The following is a 22,887-nucleotide window of genomic DNA, read 5'->3' as shown; positions in this document are numbered from 1 at the left end:
CGGCGTGACAAATAATTTTATCAAGAAAGGGTAAGCGGGTATGCTTTTAACAATTCCAGCAACACCGCATACAGGTCTTCATTCCGATAATTAAACCTGTACTCACATTCTTTCAGATGCAGATAGGCCGTATTACGGTTCAGCCCCTTGAACTTGGCCAGGCGGTGCTTGGTCAAACCCCAGAAAGCATCTACATCATCCATCAACGGACCTCCATGGGCAGAATCCGTCTGGGAATTACCCAATCGGTACAAACGATACTGGCCCAAGTCCACAACACCGTTAAACCGACGTAAACGCTCGGTCGTATCCAGCGTTTCCAATACGGAACGGCCACGTGTAGCGGCATGGATCATAGGCCTCGTTACATCAGGTAAAATTTCGGTGTGCAACCGGTCTGCAATTTTGCAGATACCAAAAATGACCGGCTTTACAATGCGGTCAACCTCCGGCTTAACAGCTATCAGCATATCGCCGCTGTCAATATCCGTCTGGGTTTCAACATACCGGTTGTCGTAGGCTACGACCGGAACCGGTACTGGATGCTGCGTCTCGCAGAAACGGGCGATCTGATTCCTAAGCTTCTTCAGATAACTATTAATAGTTACTCTGCTTACTCCGCTTATATCAGCGATCTGCGTCGCAGTGAGATCATCGGCAAACAGCCGCAGGATCTCCTTAAACTTGCGCTCAGATAAATGAGCGCCCTTTAAGTATTTGTTTTTCATGAACTAGTGGTTAGAATGGCATTATAAACCTCTAACTTTTTATTCGGTATATACACAGCTTTTATACAAGCGGCGATAAGGGTATTTGAATGCTGCCCACTAGATTATTTTATGCCCGTTTTTTGTCCATTTTAGCTAAATTATTGCGGCAGTTTAGCATCCTGCAACCCGTTATAGGTAGGAAAACGAAGAAGCGAAAACCATAGCACCTCACTATAGCTTTCGCTTCTTCATTTTTTTTATCTGATATCTAAATACTCAATTCATCCTATTCACTGTCATCAACACCCAGCTTAGACATCTCAATATCCTGCTCTTCATCCAGCGTTGTCCACAACTCCTTCTTCCGCGCCTTCTTCAACAAAGCCTTCTCCATCCATAACAACAACGCCGGCAGAATCGTGAGGTTGGTAATCATCGCCACCACCAACGTCAGAGAAGTCAGCCATCCTAACGCCTTGGTACCGCCAAACTCAGAGAAACTGAAAATCATAAACCCGGCAAAAAGGATCATCGAAGTATAAATAATACTCAATCCGGTTTCATGAATCGTCTGCTTTACTGTAGCGGAAATATCCAGGTCATGCCGCGGCAACTCCTGCTTGAAGTTCACCAGGAAACGAATAGTAACGTCAATGGCTATACCCAGTGCCACACTAAACACCAGTACCGTAGATGGCTTCAACGCTACCCCTATCCAGCCCATCACACCGGCAGTCACCACCAGCGGGATAATGTTGGGGATCAGCGAAATGAGCAGCATCCGCCAGGAACGGAACAGATACAGCATACAAACCATGATCAGCACAAAAGCCAGCAGAATACTTTCTGTCAGACCATTGATGATAAACCGCGTGCCTTCCTGGAATATAATACTCGTACCGGTAAAGGTTACTTTGTAGTGCGCTGTGTCAAAAATAGCGGTCACCTTGGGAGCCAGTGAATCCATCAGTACCGGCAAACGCTGGGAACCCACGTCTTTCATATTCACACTCACCCTGGCCACCTGTTTGGTACTATCCATAAAGGAAGACAGCAGCTTCGAAAAGTTAGTAGCCGAACTATTCGCCGATGTATTGGACTGTTTCATCCGCAGATAAGGCGCCAGAAAGCCCAGGTCAAACTGGTTAGGCACTGCATAGTTGGAGCTATCTCCGTTATAATAAGCCTGCTTGGCAAACTTGATACCCTCTACAATCGATAAAGGCCTTGCAAAGTCCGGCTGGGATTCAATCAGCTTCGTCAGCTCATCCAGCTTGTTCAGCGTCTGCAGGTTAACTACTCCGTTTTTCCGTTTGGTATCTACCGCTATTTCCAGCGGCATCACACCTTTAAAGTTGTTCTCAAAAAATTTCAGGTCGGTATACAGCTTGTCAGTCTTCGGAATATCATCCAGCATATAACCAACAGACTTCAGTCGGGTCATGCCTACCAGGGCTCCTATCACCACGATACCCGTAAAAAGATATACCGGTTTGCGGTATTTAAATACCAGCGTAATGAGGAAATCCAGCACCTTGCCCAGAAAACCGTTTTCCAGGTAGTTGATATGCTTGGTTTTCGGCGCCGGCAGGAAACTCAGTACAGAAGGCAGGAAGATGAAAGAGATCAGGAAGATGAACATGATGTTTAACCCTGCTACCACACCAAATTCTTTCAGGATAGCACTGTTGGTAAAACAGAATACCCCGAAGCCAATAGCAGCGGTAAGGTTGGTAAACAGCGTTACGATACCCATCCGCTGGATCATCCGCACAAGGGCCTTCGTTTTATTGCCGTGGCGGGCATATTCCGCATGGTATTTACTGAGAAAATAAACACAGTTTGGTATCCCGATCACTACAATCAGCGAAGGAATTAAACCAGTCAGCAACGTAATCTTATAGCCCATCAGCACAATAGTGGCCACCGACCAGATCACACCAATCGCTACCACCACCATAGACATCAGCACTGCTCCAAAAGAACGGAAGAACAGGAACAGGATCAATCCTGTCAGCAGGAAAGAGATCTTCAGAAAAAGCTTCAGTTCATCCGCCACCTTAACGGCCATGACTGTACGAATAAGTGGCAGACCACTTAAATGTACCTCTGTATGATGTTTCTCTTCAAAAGCTTTGGCCAGTTTGTTAATTTCAGCTACCACAGCTGTGCGTTTGGGAGAATTGAAAACATCCTTGTTTACATAGATGGCCATCATGTAGGCACCCGTTTCTGCATTGTACAGGCGGTCCTTATAAAACAACAAGGTCCTGAACACGCCCGCCAGGCTGTCAATCTGTGCCTGGGTATAACTGCTGTCCTTAAACAACAACCCCGCTTCCAGCTTCTGTGTACTGTCATTCTTCACCAGGTTGATGGCCACCGGCACGCTCAGAATGCTTTCCACTGCGCTGACTTTCTTCAGGTCCTGATTGAGCTTCACATAATCCCGGAAAAAATCTTCCTGGAAAAATTTGTCGGTTTGCACCCCCAACACCAGCATATTACCATCTCCTCCGAACTTTTCCTTGAACTTCTGGTACTCCAGAAATTTAGGGTTATCATGCGGTATGGTAGCCACATAGTCGTAGGACATCTCCACCCTGGTTGCATAAATCGCCATCACGCCGGTGGCGATCAGTAACAGCAGTAGGAGCGGTAATCGGAATTTTAGCACAAAGCCGGCTAAACGTTGCCACATAAAGGATTTTTCAATTTTGTTAAATGGCGTAAAGGTAAGTTAAAATCCCTATTAGCTGGTAACGGCCATCTCCCCTGAATTACATTTGTTTGGCCTAAATTGCAGCTTTATTCCGGCAGTTGCCGGTATCACTTTAAAAACGGGGAATTGCTTCATAAAACACGCGGCATAGTATTACGTACAGTAAAATATGGGGATACCAGCGTGATCGTGAGTATCTTCACAGAGTTGTTTGGCCTTCAGTCGTATATTGTCAATGGTGTGCGCTCATCCAAGCCTAAAGCCGCCAAAGGCAACCTGTTGCAGCCAGGTAATATTCTCGAACTGGTAGTATACCACAATGAGCTCAAAAACCTGCAACGTATCTCCGAATTCAAGCTGTGCTACATTTATACCTCGCTGCACTTCAGCGTGGTTAAAAATACCATTGCCCTGTTCCTGATAGAACTGCTGCAGAAAAGTCTGAAACAACCGGAGCAACACCTCGAGCTGTATTATTTTACAGAAAACACCCTGCAGTTACTGGACGGATCGGCCACACCGGTTATCGCCAACCTGCCACTGTATTATACGCTCAAACTGGCCGAGCACTTCGGCTTCCGTCTCAGTGGACGTTTCACGGAATACACACCCTACCTCGATCTGCAGGAAGGTACCTTTTCCGATCTGCCCCCTCACCATACGGCCCACCTGGACCCGGAAAACAGTGAGCTGACCGACCGTATTTTCCAGTGCAGCGAAATACAGCACCTGGCTGGTATCAGTATGACAAAAGAAAAAAGAAGGAAACTGTTATACGCTTACCTCGACTACCTCCGGTTGCATATGCCGGATTTCACGGAACTACAGTCACCGCCCATTCTGCACGAGATCCTGGACGCCTGACCGCCCCAGTTTTGCACCCGCTTCTGTAAAAAATTCCAGGCTGGTATCATTTCCATCAAAAACGGCATAGGAGGTATAGTTCAACCATTCTCCCAGGTTGATGTAACGACTGTCTTTTCCTACAGTAAGGTCGAGCGGCAGGTGCCGGTGGCCGAAAATAAAGTAGTCGAAATGTTCCTTTTGCAGTACTTCCCGGCTATAGATCGCCAGCCATTCCTGGTCTTCACCCAGGAATTTCTCCAGCTCCTGACCAGTGGCAGCCCTGCTCTTACGGCTGAAGTAATTAGCCATGGAGATGCCCGCTACCGGATGTATACAGGAGAACAGCCAGCGGCATACGGGGTTGCGGAAAATCTTTTTCAGGAACTTATATCCATGGTCGCCGGGGCCTAACCCATCACCATGGCCGATATAGAATTTTTTGGTGCCCAATGTAAACACCTGGGGTTCGTAATAAACAGGGATATTCAGCTCTGACTCAAAATAGCCATCCATCCACATGTCGTGGTTGCCGATAAACACGGATATCCCGATGCCTTTGTCGGTAAGATCGGCGAGCTTGCCCAGCAGGCGGGTGTATCCTTTAGGGATCACATGTTTGTATTCAAACCAGAAATCAAAAAGATCTCCTACCAGAAAAATATGTTGCGCATCCTTTTCCACCATTTCCAGCCACTGTACGATCAGCTTTTCGCGCTCCCTGCTGACAGCAGGATTGGGAGCACCCAGGTGGAAGTCTGAAGCAAAATATATTTTCTTATTGGCTGGTAAAGAAATTTCCATATGACAGTTAGCGTTACCCCTTAAAAAAAGTTTAGCCTTCCGCATAATAGCTTTTAGTAAAAGGATATTCTACTAAAATCTGAAAGCGGAAGGCTAAACAGCATGATTTTATTCGTCTACTAAAAAAACGTATACTTCTTTTGGACCGTGGATACCCACTACCAGTGTTTTCTCGATGTCTGCCGTACGGCTGGGTCCTGTGGCGAATGATACTGCAGAAGGCAATTCGTTGCCGTATTTTTCTTTCAGTTTATTGAAAGCATCTTTCAGATCAAACACCAGCTGGTGGGTATAAGCCACCATAATATGGACCGGCGCATATACCGGGAGCACTCTTCCGCTGGGCTGGGCTGCGCTCAGCACAACGGTACCGGTGCGGGCAATCAGGTATTCGCAATCGGTGATGGCCGCATCTGCTTCGTGCATATCGCCCTGGTTGAGCACCGACAGCTCTTCTCCACGCAACATTTTCATCACGGAAGGAGTCTGACAGTAGAGATTGCGCCATTCCTTGTTTTCGGATAATGCCCGCAGGTTCTCTATCAGTTCTGCCTTGCTGGTGCAGAAAACGAACTTCCCCTGTAATTTGGTGAACTCCTCCGCAAACTTCAATTCCAACCCTTCATTCTCTACTTTGAAAACAGTGGAGTTGCCCTCCGAGTTAGGGAAGGGCAACTGTACCGGCTGGCTTAACGCATTCCGTACTCTTTTCAGAATATTTTCCTTAGCAGGAGAAATCTTCATATCTAAACTATGCATTAGCAGGTGAAGGAGAAGGGTTGATGATATCTGCCGGATGTACACCGTCAGTCGTCATACCTTCTTTTCCCAGATGATGTTCTCTTGGCACATCGTAAGGACGTTTGCCGATGAGTCTTTCCAGGTCGGCCTGGTATAAAACTTCTTTCTGCAGCAGTTCCTTCGCCAGAATCTGCACCTGTTCCATTCTTTCTGTCAGCAGGTTTTTGGTCCTTACATAAGCCGCATCGATCAGTTTCCTTACTTCTTCATCAATCATCCGGGATGTTTCTTCAGAGTAAGGTTTGGTGAAGGACTGATCGCTGTTAGGATCATAGAAAGACACATTACCGATCTTATCATTCATACCGTATACGGTCACCATTGCATAGGCCATGCGGGTGATTACCTGCAGGTCGTTTTGAGCGCCGGTGGATATTTTACCGAATACGAGTTCTTCTACAGCACGGCCGCCGAGGGTCATGCAGATATCATCGAGCAACTGCTCGGTGTTGTAGAGATATTGTTCCTTCGGAAGATACTGTGCGTATCCGAGGGCAGCCACACCACGGGGTACGATGGTTACTTTCACCAATGGGTTGGCGTGTTCCAGGTACCATCCGCAGATAGCGTGTCCGGCTTCATGATAGGCGATTACTTCTTTTTCTTCCGGAGAGATGATTTTGTTTTTCTTTTCCAGGCCACCGATTACGCGGTCGATAGCGTCGTTGAAGTCTTCCATTTCCACCTGGGTCTTGCCTTTACGGGCAGCGATGAGGGCTGCTTCGTTACATACGTTGGCAATATCAGCGCCGGCGAAGCCGGGGGTCATGGAGGCCAGTTTCTTCACATCCAGGTTAGGAGATGTTTTGATAGGCTTCAGGTGTACTTCAAAGATGGTTTCTCTTCCGGCCAGGTCTGGTTTGTCGATGGAGATCTGGCGGTCGAAACGGCCGGGGCGCAGTAAAGCGCTGTCCAGTACGTCGGGGCGGTTGGTGGCAGCCAGGATGATGATACCGCTGTCTGTACCGAAACCGTCCATTTCAACGAGCAGCTGGTTCAGGGTGTTTTCCCTTTCGTCGTTGCTCATCATAACATTTTTACCTCTGGCACGTCCGATCGCATCAATTTCATCGATGAAGATGATACACGGAGCTTTTTCGCGGGCCTGTTTAAACAGGTCACGTACACGGCTGGCACCTACCCCTACGAACAGTTCCACGAAGTCGGAACCGGACATAGAGAAGAAAGGAACCTGTGCCTCACCTGCCATCGCTTTGGCCAGCAGGGTTTTACCAGTGCCCGGAGGGCCTACCAGCAATGCGCCTTTCGGTATTTTACCCCCCAGAGAGGTGTATTTTTTCGGATTTTTCAGGAAGTCCACGATTTCCATCACTTCCACCTTTGCTTCATCCAGACCAGCCACATCGTTGAACGTAATGTTAACGCGGGTGCCTTTATCAAACAGGGTAGCTTTGGACTTACCGATATTAAAGATGCCTCCGGGACCGCCACTACCGCCGGCAGGGCCTCCCATTTTACGCATCAGCAATATCCACAGACCAATGATCAGGATGATAGGCAGCAGCAACTGGAAAATAGGCTCAAACCAACTTTGACGCTCGTCATAGGAGATTTTTACCTGGCTTTCCATAGGGATGCCTTCCTGGGCCTTGTCAATATCTTTCTTGAAACTTTCCTCACTACCAATCGAGAAACGGTAATGAGGGCCGGGATTCAGACCGCCAAACTTGCTTTTGGCTACATCAGTGAATTTTGGCAGTTTAAGACTGTCTTGTTTTATGTAGACTTCTACATATTTCTTGTTTACAACAACCAATTTATCGACGTCCCCAGGTTTCAAATAGTTTACCTGAAATTCCTGGAAGCTGATTTCTTTGGTAGGGGATCTGAAATCAAAAAAGTTCATTGCAAGCAGGGCAAGACCTATAAAGGCATACACCCAGTATATATTGAACTTCGGTCCTTTCTTAGGCGCTTTTTCTGAACCCTTGTTGAAGTTATTGCCTCCTTTTTCCATAATCTTACGCTCCTTTACGGATGTTTATTACAATCAGAATTATATAATAATTAATACTTTAACGACTGTTTTGTTCAGTCATCGTTGTGGTCCATCCTGTCGGCGTCACTCCACATTTCCTCGAGATTATAGAACTTCCTTGTTTCCGGCTGGAAAATATGTACTACAATATTCACATAGTCGACCAGTATCCACTGTTGAGCAGTAAACCCTTCATGTCTATAGGGAGCTTCACCTACTTTCAACTCAACCTCATGCGATACAAAGTCTGCGATTGCTCTTACCTGGGTATTGGAATTGGCTTCACATAATACGAAGAAATCGGCCACAGCTTCAGGAATCTGGCGTAGATCCAGGGACACGATATTTTCCCCCTTCTTTTCCTGTATGGCTTTTATGATGGTGGTAAAAATTTCACTTTCTCTGGTCAGGCGCGTTTGGGCCTTTTTTCTCGTGCTCAGAACGGTTAAGGGTGCCAATAAATCTCGTTTTTGTTAAAAATAAACTTTAATTGTCAAAGTTACTAAACAAGCACTAATATAACATGCAGAAATATCATGCTCAGGGGCCTACAAATGTTAAGAAAATAATAAAATGAATTACTTTTCCGGCTGTTTTCAGACTAAAAAAGGTTCATGTGGTAGGACACCCGTTTTATACTCTAGACGAAATTGACAGCACCAATAACTATGCCATGGAGCAGGTGAATTCAGGCCAGGTGACATCCGGTACAGCCTGGTTTACCAGCAACCAAACCGCAGGGAAAGGTACCCGTGGCAAGCAGTGGCTGGCCCAGCCCGGGGATATCATCGCGCTCTCTATAGCCCTGCAACCAGCCATGTTACCGCTTTCCCGCCAGTTCATGCTGAGCATGGCCGTAGCCCTCGCTACCCATGATTTCTTATCAGCCTATGCCGGTGACGAAACCATCATAAAATGGCCTAATGATATTTACTGGCGTGACAGAAAGGCAGGAGGCATCCTCATAGAGAATGTTTTACGCGGCAGTATGTGGCATTATGCCATTATCGGTATCGGTCTCAACATTAATCAGGGCAAATTTCCGGATGCACTCACCAACGCCGTTTCGCTCAAACAAATCACCGGCAAAAACTGGGATGCCGCCACCCTGGCGAAGGAGCTTTGCCGCCATATCGACAACCGTGTCAAACAACTGCATATGTCCGCTATTGATACACTGCTGTCCGAATATAAAACGAAACTCTTCCGCTGGCAGCAACCTGCCCTCTACCGGAAAGACGGAGAGATCTTCCAGGGCATCATCCGCGATGTTCTGCCCGATGGTCATCTCTGCCTCGAAAGAGACGGCACCATATTACAACTGGGTTTTGGTGAAGTAGAGTTTATTCTGACCCATTAGCGACGAAGGCCGGCCGAAAGCACAACATTGTCCGGATCCCTGCGATAACTTCGCTGCTTAGCCAATATGCCTGCTTTCAGCATGGCCGGCACTTCCGGAGACAACCCGGACAACAGATATATACCCGCTTTATCAGCGTACTCCCGGGCCAGTGTATCCTGTAGAGCGCCCGTCTTTTCCACATGCCCTATAAAAGGCAGGACCCGCTCTTCAGGAGCCTTACCGATTTTGATGATATATTTCAGTGTGTCCAGGCGGGGAAACCAGAAAACGTAATCCGCACTGAAAGAAACCGCCGCCGGCATCTTACCATGGTTGTAGTAATTCACGGCACCAGCCTGTCCGTAGTTATCACAGATCACCAGCGTATTGGGCCTGTCCGGTACCGGTATCTGCTCATAAGCCCGGAGCACCAACCTCGCTTCTTCCTTCCAGCCCAGCATATCCGCAAAATCCTGCGGCAGCGTATGTTCTTTCCCATCCTCCCAGCGCAAAAGACCTACTGCGGCAAATTTACCTGCCATCTCCCTTAGCTGGCCGGGCTCCAGCACAGGAAATATCACATTGATCAGGTAAAAAAACGGCACTATCACTAATGCCAGCCATAACACCCGCAGGTAACGGCTCCAGCCATCCCGGAATATCCGCTCCCAGTAAGCACTGCCGAAGGCTATTAACATCGGGTACAACCCAATCGCATAGTAACTTTTGGCCCGCTGCGATAGCAGCAACAATATCACCAGTACATACACCAGCAGCAGCACCCTGTACAGCCGGTACGGCCAGTAAAACAACAAACCCGCAAAAGCAGCCACAATCACAAAAGCACCGCCCAGGAAAAAGATAAACTGGTCTGCCACAAAATCCATCCTGCTGACATGCACCAATTGTGTGTTCATCAGCTCCTGCATATGATGCAAGACCGGAAAACCCTGCTGTACCTGCCATAACAGATTAGGCGCTATCAATAGTAGTGCAATCAGTCCACCCAGATACAGTTCTTTCTCCCGGAAAATCCTCCGGTGCGAAGACAGCAGCAATCCTAGCAGCCAGCCTGCCAACAGAAAAATGACCGTGTACTTATTAAGTATTCCAACACCTGCAGCCGCACCAGCCCATAACAGCCATTTACCCTGCTGTGTACGCAGATACAATAACATCAGCCAGCAGATCAGGGTCCACATCAGCACGTCAAATGAATTGGGCTGGTATAGCAGATTGATGCGGGCCAACGCAGAACAACAATAAAGCGTCAACGCCAACACCTGGGCATATAGCCCTCCGCCCAGAAAACGGACCATCTTCCAGATAAGTACCATAGTCAACGCTCCATATAGGGCTGGAAAAAAACGCACCCAGTAATAACTATTGCCCAGCCATTTTATCAGCAGGGAATTCAATGCCGTAAAAGGCGGTACAGACAAATACCCGGTGGCCAGATGATTGGCCATGTCCAAATGGAGGTACTCATCCCGATGAAGATCATAGACCGGATTAATGACTGTATACTGGAAAACTATTTTAAAAACTACAAACAGTAAGAGTAGCAACAAGGAGGTACGACGCTGGTTTGGCACCATGGGATATGATTTTGATTGAATGTTGATCAGGGCAGGGATAGTAATCATTACATAAAAAAAGCGGAAAGCTGCCTCTTTAAGTACAGTCATTCCGCAGTCTCTTTATATCTTGCTTATCCGCTATATAAGGCAGGACGCTCTTTACAAGGAATCATCTAGGCATCGATGATAACAAGATTTTGGTTGATAAAGGCGTTAACAAATTGTGAAATTTTCTGAAATAAATCAAAAATGAATTTGCAACAATGTTGCGTTAAATAAAACCATCCGCCATGGGAGCGTATTTCATTCGATCTCTGTTCGCCAAAACTTAACATGAATGCGTTTCCCGTGCGGTATAAATTAATCCGGAAATACCTACATTTGGTTTATGCCTATTCACAAAACCCCTACCATTCAACTGCAAAGAATGGAGGATTTCACTGACAAAGTGCTACTATACTCATCCAATGTCATGGTCCCTAAAGCTCCCCTCAAAGGTAGCTTTGCGGTGCATTCCAGATCGGAGTATCCATGTCAGGATGAGGTAACAGCCAGCAGACGTGACTATTATAAGATTAGTTTTTTCAGCCGCGGCCAGGGTATATTCACCATGGGAGAAGACCGGTATGAGATAGATGGACCGACATTGCTGTTCCTCAACCCTCATGAAATTAAAACCTGGCGGGCCACTTCAGAAACCCAGGAAGGTTATTTCTGTTTGTTCACAGACTTGCTATTCGACTCTATACATGCGGCGCATGAAGACATCCTGCAACATCCTTTGCTGCAACCTGGCGCCAGAGCTATATTTAAACTGACACAACAACAAAGTGATTATCTGGAATCCATTTTCCGGCAGCTGTTACGGGAGTACAACGAAAATGCCGCTTTCAAACAGGAAGCGATACTGATTTACCTGAGGTTGCTGATGCTGGAAGGCAGAAGACTAGCCTCAGAGGCTCATACACCGCAGCGTACACAGACGGCAGCACAGATACTGGCTCACCGCTTCACCGATATGCTGGAAAAACAGTTCCCGATAGAATACAATCACCATCAGGTAAAACTGAAAACAGCCAAGGAATTTGCCGTTCAGCTCAACACACATCCCAATCATCTTAACGCCTGCATAAAACAGACAACAGGCCGCACCGTGAGCGAGCATATAAGGATGCGTCTCCTGCTGGAAGCCCGGCTGTTGCTCATCCATACCGACTGGCAGATCGCTGAGATCGCGTGGTGTCTTGGCTTTGAAGATCCTGGCAACTTCACCCATTTCTTTAAAAACCATAGCGGGCAGTCGCCCCATATCTACCGTTTACAGTAATCTTTGATATTTACAATTAATACTTTGCCTGCTACAACTGTTATCCCTACATCACTGGTTAATTTTGTTACTCTAAAAATTTAACTATATGCAGTACAGAAAACTTGGAAAAACAGGTGAATCAATTTCCGCAATAGGACTGGGTTGCATGGGTATGTCATTTGCCTATGGTAATGCTACCGACTTCAACGAAGCGGAATCGCTCAACACTCTGGAGCTGGCACTCGAACTGGGTATCAACTTCCTGGACACAGCAGACATGTATGGGCAGGGTGCCAATGAAATACTGCTCTCCAAAATACTGGCTACCAAAAGAGACAAAATATTCCTGGCCACCAAATTCGGCTTTAAATTCAAGGAAGATGGTTCTTACATTTTCGATGGGTCTCCCAAATATCTGAAACAGGCCTGTGAAGCCAGCCTGAAAAGACTGAAGGTAGATGTGATTGACCTCTACTACGCACATCGTGTAGACGAGAACGTGCCCATCGAAGATACAGTAGGCGCCATGGCCGAACTGGTAAAGGAAGGAAAGGTGCGGTACCTCGGCCTGTCTGAAGCCAGCGCTGCTTCCATCCGGAAAGCGAACGCAGTACATCCTATCGCTGCTCTGCAGAGTGAATATTCTTTGTTTACCAGAGATGTGGAAGGAGAGATCCTGAAAACTACCCGTGAACTGGGTATCTCACTGGTAGCCTATAGCCCGCTGGGAAGAGGACTGACGACAGGTGCTATAACGGATGCGGCTACACTGAGCAGTGATGATTTCCGCAGAAACCTGCCCCGTTTCCAGGAAGGCAACTTCGAACAAAATCTGCAGACGGTTACAGCTTTGGAAAATTTTGCGAAGGAAAAAGGTATTACTACAGCTCAGCTGTCACTCGCATGGCTGCTGGCGCAAGGAGAAGATATCGTGCCCATACCTGGCACCAAACGCAGAAAATATCTGCAGGAAAACGCAGCAGCGGCAGATGTACAACTCAGCAGTGCAGATCTTGAAAAAATAGATACCATCCTGAAAGCTGGTACCATTGCCGGTGCCCGGTATTCAGAAGGAGCCCTGAAACTGGTGAACCGCTAATACGGAAGATTTTATTAATGGCCCTCAGTCGACGATACGGGCATCATCGACTGAGGGCCATTAAATTTATTTCGTTTTCTTATAGCCCCAATCGAGCAGCCACTTTATCACTTTCTCTTTATAATCACCCTGGATAAGGATTTGACCATCTTTTACGCTACCACCGGTACCGCATTTGGTTTTCAGTTCCTTGCCCAGTTTTTCGACGTCTTCCTCTTTTCCAACAAAGCCATCTATCAACGTTACCACTTTACCGGCTCTTTGTTTGGTATCCAGTTTCACCCTCAGCTGCTGCAGAGCAGGGGAGAGGGTTTCCTGTTCTTCTGTATGTTCCGGTTCGATGGAGAAGTTGGGATCAGTGGAATACACAATCCCGCCGGAGGTATTTTTCTTCTTGGACATAACTCAAATCATTTAAAATTTATTCATTCACAACTACCTTGATGGCGGCGGGTTTTATGGTAAGCTTTACGCTGCCGTCGCCGCCTACCGGTACTGCATCACCGTCTACCTGCAGATATTGCAGGGAATTACTATGGATGATGATTTCTTTACCGGTGAGATGTTTAAGATAGCGCGTTTTATCGATATTGCCCAGTAAGGAATAAATGCTTACCGGCAACAGGTGATAAAAGCGCACCGGAGGCATGATACAGAGGTCCAGTTGCCCGTCGAATACGCTGGCGCCGGGCGCCAGTTTGAATTCATAACCAAACTGGTTGCCATTGGCTACTGTCAGCAGGAATGCCTTTTCGTCGAGCTTGCGGCCGTCAATGCTGATGTGATAAGCTTCCGGATTGTAGCTACTGAAGCTTTTTAATACCAGTTTGGCATATCCCAGCAGTCCGCGTTTTTTGGTATGCTTGAATTGTTCTGCTATCAGTGCATCGAAACCTACACCGGCATTGCTGAGGAACAGATGTTCATTTGCATATCCTACATCAATGGGACGTTGTTTGTTGGCTACTATCAGCTGCAATGCCTTGTCTACGTCGAGTGGTATTTTAAGGGCGCGGGCCAGTCCGTTGCCACTGCCAAGCGGCAGTATGGCCATCGCGGTGTTTGAGTCTACGAGTCCCTGGGCTATTTCATTGATGGAGCCATCTCCACCAACGGCCACAACGGTATCTACACCGTTGACAACAGCTTCCCGGGCCAGGTCGGCGCCGTGGCCCAGATAGGCAAGATGCGTAATACGCACGTCGTACTTGCTTGCCGGGAAGTGCCTGTTGATAGCACCTTCCAGCCGTTTCTCACGATCAGTGCCCGCCTTGCGGTTTATGATAAAAAGGATCTTCTTCAAAAAAACTGTTTTAAGGTATAATCGCTTTCAGGCTCAGGTCCAGGCTTACAGCATGATGTATAATAGCGCCTACGGAGATAAAGTCTACGCCCGTCTTTGCATAATCCTGTAAGGTATCGAGGGTGATCCCGCCGGAGGCTTCTGTTTCCACCTTTCCGTCGATGATCGCCATGGCGGCTGTAATTTGTTCGGGGGTGAAGTTGTCCAGCATGATACGATCTACATGCCCTACAGCCAGCGCTTCCCTGACGTCGTCGAGGTTACGTGTTTCCACCTCTATTTTCAGTGGCAGTTTTTTTTCTGCGAGATAGGCCACGGTTTTGTTGACCGCAGCGGTAATCCCGCCGGCAAAATCGATATGATTGTCTTTCAGCATCACCATATCATAAAGCCCCATGCGGTGATTAACGCCACCGCCTATACGAACTGCTTCCTTTTCCAGCATACGGAAGTTGGGCGTGGTTTTGCGAGTATCGAGGATACGGGTATGATATCCCTGCAGGCGGTCTACATACTGGCGGGTGAGGGTAGCGATGCCACTCATCCGCTGCATACAGTTGAGCACCAGTCTTTCACCCATCAGCAGGGTATGTACGGCAGCCTCTATTTCAAAAGCAGCCTCACCAGCCACCATCGTATCACCATCTTTCTTTAACGGCTTAAACACCGCATACATATCCAGCCACTTAAATATGGCTTCCGCCACTTCCATACCCGCCAGGATACCGTTTTCCTTGATCTTCAGCAAAGCTTTTCCTTTGGCGGTAGGAGGGATACAAGCCAACGTAGAGTGGTCGCCATTTCCGATATCTTCTGCCAGGGCACTCCTGATAAACGCGTTCAGCGCTGTTTCATCTAACATATGTGCGTGAATTTTAGCTCGCAAAGAATAAAGGTAGCAAATTGCCTACCCATACCTTTACATGAATGATGCCCGTAAGAAACGAAGTCTGCAGCACCTTTGTATTACTGCATCTATTGTTTCTTTCCGTGAAACCGCTGCAAAAATAAAAAGTGCCCCGCAATTAATAGCGGGGCACAGGCCTTTTCAATCAATTTATGTGGTCTTATTTTACTTACTTTCGAATCTCAGCTCATTCAGGACCATCGATCCTCCTTTCTTCTGGAGGAAGAAGGAAAGCCTGTAATTCCCGCCGGAGGTGGTCAGATTACCGATACCGAACCTGGAAGTTTCACCTCCCTGGTGTACCAGCTCAAATGACTTCACCTGATTTTTAGAAAAGAAATCCTTTAGAATGATTTCCGCCTGTGCTTTACTATAGGAATTGGCTTTACCGCCAATATTGATTTCCACATTGTTGTCCAGGTAACGGGATAAACCGCTTACATCACCTTGTTTGATAGCGCCCACTACATCTTCAAATGGTCCTGCTACCGAATGATCTTCATATGAGTTTGCCGACAGCGCAAATGCCGAAATAATTCCTCCCAACAACACCGCTAGCACAATCAATAGCTTCTTCATTGTCAGTTTTTTTATTAAAAAGTAACTTTAAATCAACACAAATTAAATGCGAAAACTATGCCAAACCCACTGCAAATCAATAAAATCACATCATCGTGGTAGCAATGAAGCATTAAATCATAACGACAAAATAATATGTAAATATATTCGAATAACTGGTTATCAAAATGTAATCAGGGTAGGAGGTATAGATAATTTTTCGATTAACTTTTATTTTTGTAAAAAATTTAGAAAGTATTCAGCATCATTATCAGTACTTTCACCTCCCTTGAATTAATAGTATTAACCTTAACCAGACAGGTATGGAAAAGAAAAGAGCCATTCTCGTAATTATGGACGGATGGGGCGAAGGTAAAGTTCCTACGGCCGATGCCATTGCACAAGCACAGACACCATTTGTAAGCAGCCTATATAACAAATACCCACACAGCCACCTCGTAACCTGCGGAGAAGCAGTAGGGCTGCCGGACGGGCAAATGGGCAACTCTGAAGTAGGTCACCTTAACATCGGCGCCGGAAGGATCGTTTACCAGGAGCTGCAAAGAATCAACGTAGCTATCCGCGAAGGAGAACTGGCCAGCAATCCTGTACTGCTGGAAACCATGGCCCACGCCAAAAATAACAACAAAGCCCTGCACCTGCTGGGCCTCGTGAGCAATGGCGGCGTACACTCCCATATCGAACATCTGAAAGCAATTACCTCCATCGCCAAAGCCAATGGCCTGGAAAAAGTATATATACATGCCTTCACCGACGGCCGTGATACCGACCCTAAAAGCGGATTAGGCTTCCTGGAAGACCTCCAGGCCCACCTGCAGCAGGCAACCGGTAAAATAGCCTCCGTTACCGGCCGGTATTATGCTATGGACAGAGACAAACGCTGGGAACGCGTGAAACTGGCCTACAACGCCCTGGTAAATGGCATCGGTACTGGCACCCACGACCTGTTTACCGCCATCAAAGCATCCTATGCAGAAGGCGTAACAGACGAATTCATTAAACCGATCATCGTTCAGGATGAGCAGAACAAACCCCTGGCCACCATCCAGGAAGGGGATGCAGTACTCTGCTTTAACTTCCGTACCGACCGTTGCCGCGAAATCTCCCAGGTGCTCACCCAGGAAGCATTCCCTGATTTCGGTATGAAGCCGCTGCAGTTGTACTACACCACCATGACGGAATACGACAAGACCTATAAAAACGTTCATGTCATCTTTGAAAACGATAACCTGAACATGACCATTGGTGAGGTACTGGCGCAGGAAGACCGTACACAGGTGCGCATCGCGGAAACTGAAAAATATCCGCACGTATCTTTCTTCTTCTCCGGCGGAAGGGAAAAAGAATTCGATGGCGAACGCAGAATCATCGTTCCTTCTCCTAAAGTAGCCACCTACGATCTCAAACCGGAAATGAGCGCCAATGAAGTAACGGATGTCATCGTGCCCGTACTGCAGGAAAAATCCGCCGACTTCGTCTGCCTCAACTTCGCCAACGCCGACATGGTTGGCCATACCGGTGTATTCTCCGCCGCAGTGAAAGCCGTGGAAACAGTAGACCATTGCGTAAGCAAAGTGGTAACCGCCGCTCTGGCCAGCAACTACACCGTGTTTCTCACTGCCGATCATGGCAACGCTGACTACATGGTCAATGCAGATGGTACTCCCAACACTGCTCACACCCTCAACCTCGTTCCTTTCTTTATCATCAGCAACGACTTCCAGGGTAAAGTAAAAGATGGTAAACTGGGCGATATCGCACCTACCATCCTGCACTTCATGGGCCTGCCCATTCCGAAGGAAATGACAGGTAACCTGCTGGTATAGGTTCGACATAAAAAATTCACGCAAAGGCGCCGGGCAACAGGAAGAAAAAAAAATTTCCCGCCCGGCGCCTTTGTCATGCTACATCTTCCCGCTTTCACACCTTTGTGTGAAAAAAAATATCCCCGTCATGTAACTTTTCATTCACTTCTCCCGTTTAACTAAAACCGTTTTGACATAATCTCAGTCTGACTGACTGATTTTCATATTTTTAGTGCTCTCGACAGATTTGCTCATGCATCGATGCGCCGTTTTTACGGCGCATTTTTTCTGACCCATATTTAAGTGCTAATTTTGTTGTATGAAACACTACCGCTACGCAACGGTACTATTGACCATATTCGGTTTTATAGCCTGCCACCAGGATAATATAACAATGAAAACGGCCTCCGGGGCCAAATTTGAGCCACTGCCAGCTTACTTCAACGGAGAAAAGGCACGTATCCGTGCCGGCAATTTCAACCTGCAGAAAGCAGTCACGCTCAACGGTGCCAAAATAACCACCAACATCCCCGGAACAGACAGCACCGCCGTTCAGGACCTGCTTAAACCGTTCACCGACATAGATCTTAACAAGCCTTCCCTCCGGGATGAATATGATACCTCCAGCCTGTATGATCCCTTCTCCGGCCGGAGATCCATCATCTACCAGTCAAAGGGAAAACAAACCTTCCCGTCTGAAATCACGATGGAACTCGATAAGAATGGGAATATACAACAGGTGAACATCCACTCCTACACCAGCAACATGGTGTACGAGTACCGGCAGGACCTGTTTTACCAGCAGGATAAAACCATTAGGATCGCTACCTTCCAGAAGATAGCTTTTCTGACACCGAAAGAAACGGAAGTCAGCGTAGCGATCACTCCTAAAAACAGGATGTAAACACATGACAGCAGCCGAGTTTCAACAGATATCACATACTATACCGCTCGATGCCGGTATCTACAAATACTACGACCAGGCAGGCACCCTACTCTATGTAGGTAAGGCCAAAAGCCTGCGCAAACGGGTAAGTTCCTATTTCGTCAAATATCACGACAGCTTCAAAACCCGTAAACTCGTGGAACATATCCACCACATCGAGTTTACCATCGTGGATTCAGAGCAGGACGCCTTTCTGCTGGAAAACTCCCTTATCAAACAATTCCAGCCACGGTACAACATCAACCTGAAAGACGATAAAACCTACCCGTATATCGTTATCAAACATGAACCTTTTCCTCGTGTGTTTTTTACGCGCAACGTGATAAAAGACGGTTCCGATTACCTCGGCCCCTTCACGTCCGTTGGCCGCGTCCGGGAAATACTGGAAGTGATCAAATACAATATCCCCCTGCGTACCTGCAACCTGAACCTGTCTGACCAGAACATCAAAAAAGGTAAGTTCAAGGTATGCCTGGAATACCATCTGGGCAACTGTAAAGGCCCCTGTGAAGGACTGCAGAGTGAAGAAGATTACCGCGAAGGTCTGATGCAGGTTAAAAACGTGTTGAAAGGCAACCTCGCACCTGTGGTCAACCTCTTCAAGGAACAAATGCTGCAGTACGCCGCCGCCATGGAGTTTGAAAAGGCCGAGATCATGCGCAAAAAGATCGAAAGCCTGGAAAACTATTCCGCCAAATCCACTATCGTCAATACCCGCATGGGCAATGTGGACGTCTTCTCTATCATCAGTGACGGCAACCACGCTTACGTAAACTACCTCCGCATCCTGAACGGTACCATCTCCGATACCAAAACCGTAACCCTGGAGAAACAACTGGAAGAAGGAGATGAAGAAGTGCTCACCTATGCTATCGCCTACCTGCGGGACGTGTTTAAAAGTATCACTACAGAAATCGTAGTGCCTTTCCCGTTAGAATATCCGGAAAGCAACGTGACTATTACCGTACCCAAAGGAGGAGACAAAAAGAAACTGCTGGAACTGTCTGAGAAAAACGTTAATTACTTCAAAGACGAATTATACCGCAAGAAGATACTACACCTGGAAGGTAAAAGCGATATGGAAAGAAAACAGGTGCTGTACCAGCTCCAGGCCGATCTTGAGCTGCCCGCCTTACCTGAACATATTGAGTGTTTCGATAACTCCAACTTCCAGGGCAGCTATCCTGTATCCGCCTGCGTGGTATTTAAAGACGGCGTAGCATCCAAAAAAGATTACCGTCATTTTAATATCAAGACCGTAGAAGGTATCAATGACTTTGCTTCCATGAAGGAAGTAGTATACCGCCGTTATTCCCGTTTGCTGGCAGAGCAACAGCCGCTGCCTCAGCTGGTGATCATCGACGGTGGTAAAGGCCAGCTCGGGTCGGCCATGGAGAGTATCCGCGAGCTGGGCCTCATAGGCAGCATGACCGTAGTAGGTCTGGCCAAAAATGAAGAAGAAATATTTTTCCCCGGCGATTCAGAGAGTATCAAGTTGCCCTTCAACAGTGAAAGCCTGAAACTCATACGTCGTGTCCGTGATGAAGTACACCGTTTTGGTATTACCTTCCACCGGCAGAAACGCAGCAAGGGCACCTTTAAAAACGAGCTGGAAACCATTAAGGGCATAGGGCAGCAAACGGCTACCCAGCTGTTGAAAACATTCCGATCCGTAGCCAAAATCAAACAGCTTTCCGAAGAAGATCTCACCAATGAAGTAGGCGCCGCCAAGGCAAAACTGGTGTGGGACCATTTCCATCAAAAAAGCTGATCTATACCGGTTTTCTTACCTGTTGCTGACAGGTGCTGATCGCCCTTTCGGCCTGCAGCACATGCCGGTTGATATGTGCTGTCATAAAACCGAAAGTATCTCCTACAGAGAGGCGGATAAACCGGGACAGTGAGGTGGTCACTTTAGCCTGCTGCAGATTGATCTTTTCTGCTCTCTGCATCAGGGCTTCCATCATTTGCTGTTGTTGAATAAACTCGTTGATTACTGTTTCCTCATCAGGTTGTACAGCGGGCAGGTGTCCCTTGGGAGACTTCATGCGGGAACGCAGTTGTCCATCAGGCTGGGGCTGCATTTGTTTGGTAAACCAGGCGCCCACCCAGCTGCTGCGGAAAACAGGTGTTGGCTGACTGCCTTTCCGTTCTGCTTCGGTGATGGCTTTGTCCAGTGCAGGCAGATAAAAACGGCCATAAGTATTCAGATGCTCCAGACATTGCAGTGCGCTCCATTTGCCGGGCTGGGGCCGATGCTGCAGCATGGCTGAAGGTTTTTCACCAAAGCGGCTTTCAGCCTTGTATTGTGCTGCGACTATCTGTTTGCGCAGGTCTTGCAGTAATGCTATTGTGTTGACGGGGGTCATATCCGGAAGATTTATCACAAAACTACCCTAAGTGCCCACAGAAAATGTTGGTGCAGATCAAGATTTTACAACTTTACTGATCGCAGGAGTTTGCTGAAAGTGGCCGGGTCTATGCCCAGGTAGGAGGCCAGGTATTTCTGCGGGATCAGCTGTAATACATGTGGACTGCGGGTGAGCAGGGTCCTGAACTTTTGTTCTGCGCTATAGGAAAGGATCTCCTTATGTCTTTCGAGGATACCGGCCAGCGCAGCGGCAGTACCGATCCGTACCCACCTTTCAATCAGCGGATACTGGCGGGTAAGGCGGTCGAAGTCGGTCCAGGATAACCGCAGCATACTGCTGGGTGTCAGCGCTTCCAGGTACCAGGGAGAGGGTTTCTGCAACTGAAATGAGTCTACCACACCGGAAAAGGAGCCGGTGTAGGAAAAGAGAATGGTCACTTCCTTATCTTCTTCCAGGCTGAACAGCCGTTGTACACCGTCTTCCACGAAGTAGATATACTTTTCCACTTCACCGGCGGCGGTGATCATATCTTTTCGTTTATACTTCACCGGAGTCCAGCAGGCTGCGAGTGCTTCCCATTCGGTATCGGGAAGTGGCATGATGCTGAAAGCGGTTTTATCCAGTGCGGAAGAAATCATATGCTACCTACAAAATACGAATAAAGCACGAAGGTCCGGGTGCTATTCACCCGGACCTTCGTGCTATTATGTGTTTGTAATGATATTAGTATTGCCAGAGATCCTGTTCTTTGTTAAAGATGCGGTCTTTGATGGATTGTCCTTCGAGGAGTCGCATTACACCGTCTTTAATGTAATCTTTGATTTCGCGGTTGTAGGTGTTATTTTCCTTCACTATATAACTACCGAAGAAGCGCATTTCGAAAAGGTCTTCCCAGCTGATAGTGGAAGCGTCGTTATTCTGGTTATACACATCGTATTTGGCCAGGGTAGGACGCAGGTCAGGATAATAAGCCCAGAACAACGGGATAGAAGCGCGGACGCTACCATCTTCGTTCATACGGGATACCATGGGAGCAATACCGAGGATACGGACTTTAAGGGCGGAAGCTTCTTTGTCGAACACCCATACTTCCTTGATTTTGTACTGTTTGATGGTACGTGGATCGAAGTCGTCGCGGGTGGTCACCATTTTTTCTTCGCCGGTTACCGGGTCGATACTGCGTACGGTCCTTTCTTCACCGGAGATCTTGGTAAGGATCTCAGAATAAGGCATTACAGTGGTGAAACGGTCATCGATAGGGTTGAAGGCCTCTATCTCTTTATTTTTGATAGCGGTCAGCAGAATATTGATAAACAGCTGGTTGTTACCACTCTCATCGTCAACGTTGTATTGGAAGGGGAGGTTGATTTTCTCCCTTACATCGATCACCTGCCATACTCTTTTTTCCCAGAAACGGTCATCCTCGCGGATATAGTCGTATACGATGGGAACGCGTTCTCTGGCAAGGTTTCTTTCCACTACACCGTCTACACGCAGTGATTTGCGTGGAGTATCTACTACCGGGGCAGTGATACCATCCGGCCGTTGGGATGCAGGCTGAGCAGGAGGTGGCGTAACTGCATTACCTGTTGCGGGGTTTACTACCGGCGCGTTCGGGTCTTGCTGAGTTGCTTCTGAAGCAGTTCTGCGACGGGTTGTACCGCCACGTCTCTGCGCCTCTGCAGCTGTTGCCATCATCACCAGCAACATGGTGCACCAACCGATTCTGTTAAATATTACTGCTCGCATATTTCAGTAAATTATGA

21 protein-coding genes are annotated in these 22,887 nt (G+C 47.5%); 7 read left to right on the top strand and 14 right to left on the bottom strand.

The features are described from left to right. Positions 1 to 20: 20 nt before the first annotated feature. Both KD145_RS20930 and KD145_RS20925 read right to left on the bottom strand, forming a co-directional pair. Positions 21 to 728, bottom strand: a complete 708-nt coding sequence (locus tag KD145_RS20930; RefSeq protein WP_212001371.1) for a LuxR C-terminal-related transcriptional regulator — start codon at positions 726 to 728, stop codon at positions 21 to 23. 268 nt (positions 729 to 996) lie between these two features. Continuing rightward, a complete protein-coding gene (locus KD145_RS20925) occupies positions 997 to 3,411 on the bottom strand; it encodes an RND family transporter (protein ID WP_212001369.1) in 2,415 nt (804 codons plus the stop codon). Between the two features lie 147 nt (positions 3,412 to 3,558). Here KD145_RS20925 and recO point away from each other — a divergent pair, with 147 nt between their 5' ends. Beyond that, positions 3,559 to 4,296 (top strand): DNA repair protein RecO, encoded by a 738-nt coding sequence (recO, locus tag KD145_RS20920; RefSeq protein WP_212001368.1) that lies wholly within the window; start codon positions 3,559 to 3,561, stop codon positions 4,294 to 4,296. Here the strand turns inward: recO and KD145_RS20915 are convergent. The 4 genes from KD145_RS20915 to rsfS all read right to left on the bottom strand — a co-directional run bounded on the left by KD145_RS20915 (position 4,261) and on the right by rsfS (position 8,337). After that, positions 4,261 to 5,079, bottom strand: a complete 819-nt coding sequence (locus tag KD145_RS20915) for a UDP-2,3-diacylglucosamine diphosphatase (protein WP_212001367.1) — start codon at positions 5,077 to 5,079, stop codon at positions 4,261 to 4,263. The two genes, recO and KD145_RS20915, sit on opposite strands and share 36 nt — an antisense overlap. A gap of 108 nt (positions 5,080 to 5,187) precedes the next feature. After that, a complete protein-coding gene (locus KD145_RS20910; RefSeq protein ID WP_212001366.1) occupies positions 5,188 to 5,823 on the bottom strand; it encodes an LUD domain-containing protein in 636 nt (211 codons plus the stop codon). Between the two features lie 7 nt (positions 5,824 to 5,830). Further along, positions 5,831 to 7,858 (bottom strand): ATP-dependent zinc metalloprotease FtsH, encoded by a 2,028-nt coding sequence (gene ftsH, locus KD145_RS20905; protein ID WP_212001365.1) that lies wholly within the window; start codon positions 7,856 to 7,858, stop codon positions 5,831 to 5,833. Positions 7,859 to 7,932: 74 nt separating this feature from the next. Next, positions 7,933 to 8,337, bottom strand: a complete 405-nt coding sequence (gene rsfS, locus KD145_RS20900) for a ribosome silencing factor (protein ID WP_113615797.1) — start codon at positions 8,335 to 8,337, stop codon at positions 7,933 to 7,935. Positions 8,338 to 8,495: 158 nt separating this feature from the next. Between rsfS and KD145_RS20895 the strand changes: the two genes are divergently transcribed. Next, positions 8,496 to 9,239: a biotin--[acetyl-CoA-carboxylase] ligase gene (locus KD145_RS20895; RefSeq protein WP_212001361.1), complete on the top strand. Its 744-nt coding sequence runs from the start codon at positions 8,496 to 8,498 to the stop codon at positions 9,237 to 9,239. Here KD145_RS20895 and KD145_RS20890 read toward each other — a convergent pair. After that, the gene (locus KD145_RS20890) at positions 9,236 to 10,909 is read right to left on the bottom strand and encodes a glycosyltransferase family 39 protein (RefSeq protein ID WP_212001360.1); all 1,674 of its coding nucleotides are present in this window, start codon (positions 10,907 to 10,909) and stop codon (positions 9,236 to 9,238) included. The two genes, KD145_RS20895 and KD145_RS20890, sit on opposite strands and share 4 nt — an antisense overlap. A 280-nt stretch (positions 10,910 to 11,189) precedes the next feature. On the opposite strand from KD145_RS20890, the gene KD145_RS20885 reads away from it, so the two are divergent. Next, on the top strand, positions 11,190 to 12,128 hold the full coding sequence (locus KD145_RS20885) for an AraC family transcriptional regulator (protein ID WP_212001359.1): 939 nt from the start codon (positions 11,190 to 11,192) through the stop codon (positions 12,126 to 12,128). A gap of 88 nt (positions 12,129 to 12,216) precedes the next feature. Further along, positions 12,217 to 13,209, top strand: a complete 993-nt coding sequence (locus KD145_RS20880) for an aldo/keto reductase (RefSeq protein WP_212001358.1) — start codon at positions 12,217 to 12,219, stop codon at positions 13,207 to 13,209. A gap of 66 nt (positions 13,210 to 13,275) precedes the next feature. Here the strand turns inward: KD145_RS20880 and KD145_RS20875 are convergent, their stop codons facing one another. From KD145_RS20875 to KD145_RS20860, 4 genes are all read right to left on the bottom strand, one after another. After that, a complete protein-coding gene (locus KD145_RS20875) occupies positions 13,276 to 13,611 on the bottom strand; it encodes a translation initiation factor (RefSeq protein WP_212001355.1) in 336 nt (111 codons plus the stop codon). A gap of 19 nt (positions 13,612 to 13,630) precedes the next feature. Then, positions 13,631 to 14,512 (bottom strand): diacylglycerol kinase family protein, encoded by an 882-nt coding sequence (locus tag KD145_RS20870; RefSeq protein ID WP_212001353.1) that lies wholly within the window; start codon positions 14,510 to 14,512, stop codon positions 13,631 to 13,633. A 10-nt stretch (positions 14,513 to 14,522) separates the two neighbouring features. Then, complete coding sequence (nadC, locus tag KD145_RS20865) at positions 14,523 to 15,374, bottom strand: carboxylating nicotinate-nucleotide diphosphorylase (protein ID WP_212001352.1); 852 nt, start codon at positions 15,372 to 15,374, stop codon at positions 14,523 to 14,525. A gap of 210 nt (positions 15,375 to 15,584) precedes the next feature. After that, complete coding sequence (locus KD145_RS20860) at positions 15,585 to 15,998, bottom strand: DUF4783 domain-containing protein (protein WP_212001351.1); 414 nt, start codon at positions 15,996 to 15,998, stop codon at positions 15,585 to 15,587. Positions 15,999 to 16,300: 302 nt separating this feature from the next. On the opposite strand from KD145_RS20860, the gene gpmI reads away from it, so the two are divergent. The 3 genes from gpmI to uvrC all read left to right on the top strand — a co-directional run bounded on the left by gpmI (position 16,301) and on the right by uvrC (position 20,520). Continuing rightward, the gene (gene gpmI / locus KD145_RS20855) at positions 16,301 to 17,824 is read left to right on the top strand and encodes a 2,3-bisphosphoglycerate-independent phosphoglycerate mutase (protein WP_212001350.1); all 1,524 of its coding nucleotides are present in this window, start codon (positions 16,301 to 16,303) and stop codon (positions 17,822 to 17,824) included. A 298-nt stretch (positions 17,825 to 18,122) separates the two neighbouring features. Continuing rightward, the gene (locus tag KD145_RS20850) at positions 18,123 to 18,707 is read left to right on the top strand and encodes a hypothetical protein (protein WP_212001348.1); all 585 of its coding nucleotides are present in this window, start codon (positions 18,123 to 18,125) and stop codon (positions 18,705 to 18,707) included. A 4-nt stretch (positions 18,708 to 18,711) separates the two neighbouring features. Beyond that, positions 18,712 to 20,520: an excinuclease ABC subunit UvrC gene (uvrC, locus tag KD145_RS20845; RefSeq protein ID WP_212001347.1), complete on the top strand. Its 1,809-nt coding sequence runs from the start codon at positions 18,712 to 18,714 to the stop codon at positions 20,518 to 20,520. Between the two features lies 1 nt (position 20,521). On the opposite strand, the gene KD145_RS20840 is transcribed toward uvrC, so the two are convergent. The 3 genes from KD145_RS20840 to gldN form a co-directional block, all read right to left on the bottom strand. Beyond that, the gene (locus KD145_RS20840; RefSeq protein ID WP_212001345.1) at positions 20,522 to 21,118 is read right to left on the bottom strand and encodes a DinB family protein; all 597 of its coding nucleotides are present in this window, start codon (positions 21,116 to 21,118) and stop codon (positions 20,522 to 20,524) included. A gap of 65 nt (positions 21,119 to 21,183) precedes the next feature. Then, complete coding sequence (locus tag KD145_RS20835; RefSeq protein ID WP_212001343.1) at positions 21,184 to 21,759, bottom strand: Crp/Fnr family transcriptional regulator; 576 nt, start codon at positions 21,757 to 21,759, stop codon at positions 21,184 to 21,186. Positions 21,760 to 21,844: 85 nt separating this feature from the next. Then, positions 21,845 to 22,870, bottom strand: a complete 1,026-nt coding sequence (gene gldN / locus KD145_RS20830; protein ID WP_212001341.1) for a gliding motility protein GldN — start codon at positions 22,868 to 22,870, stop codon at positions 21,845 to 21,847. Positions 22,871 to 22,887 lie beyond the last annotated feature (17 nt).

The organism is Chitinophaga sp. HK235 (genome assembly GCF_018255755.1).
In the GTDB taxonomy this organism is placed as follows: Bacteria; Bacteroidota; Bacteroidia; order Chitinophagales; family Chitinophagaceae; genus Chitinophaga.
Note: the sequence above shows the minus strand (reverse complement) of the source record. Positions and strands in the feature narration are given on the sequence as shown.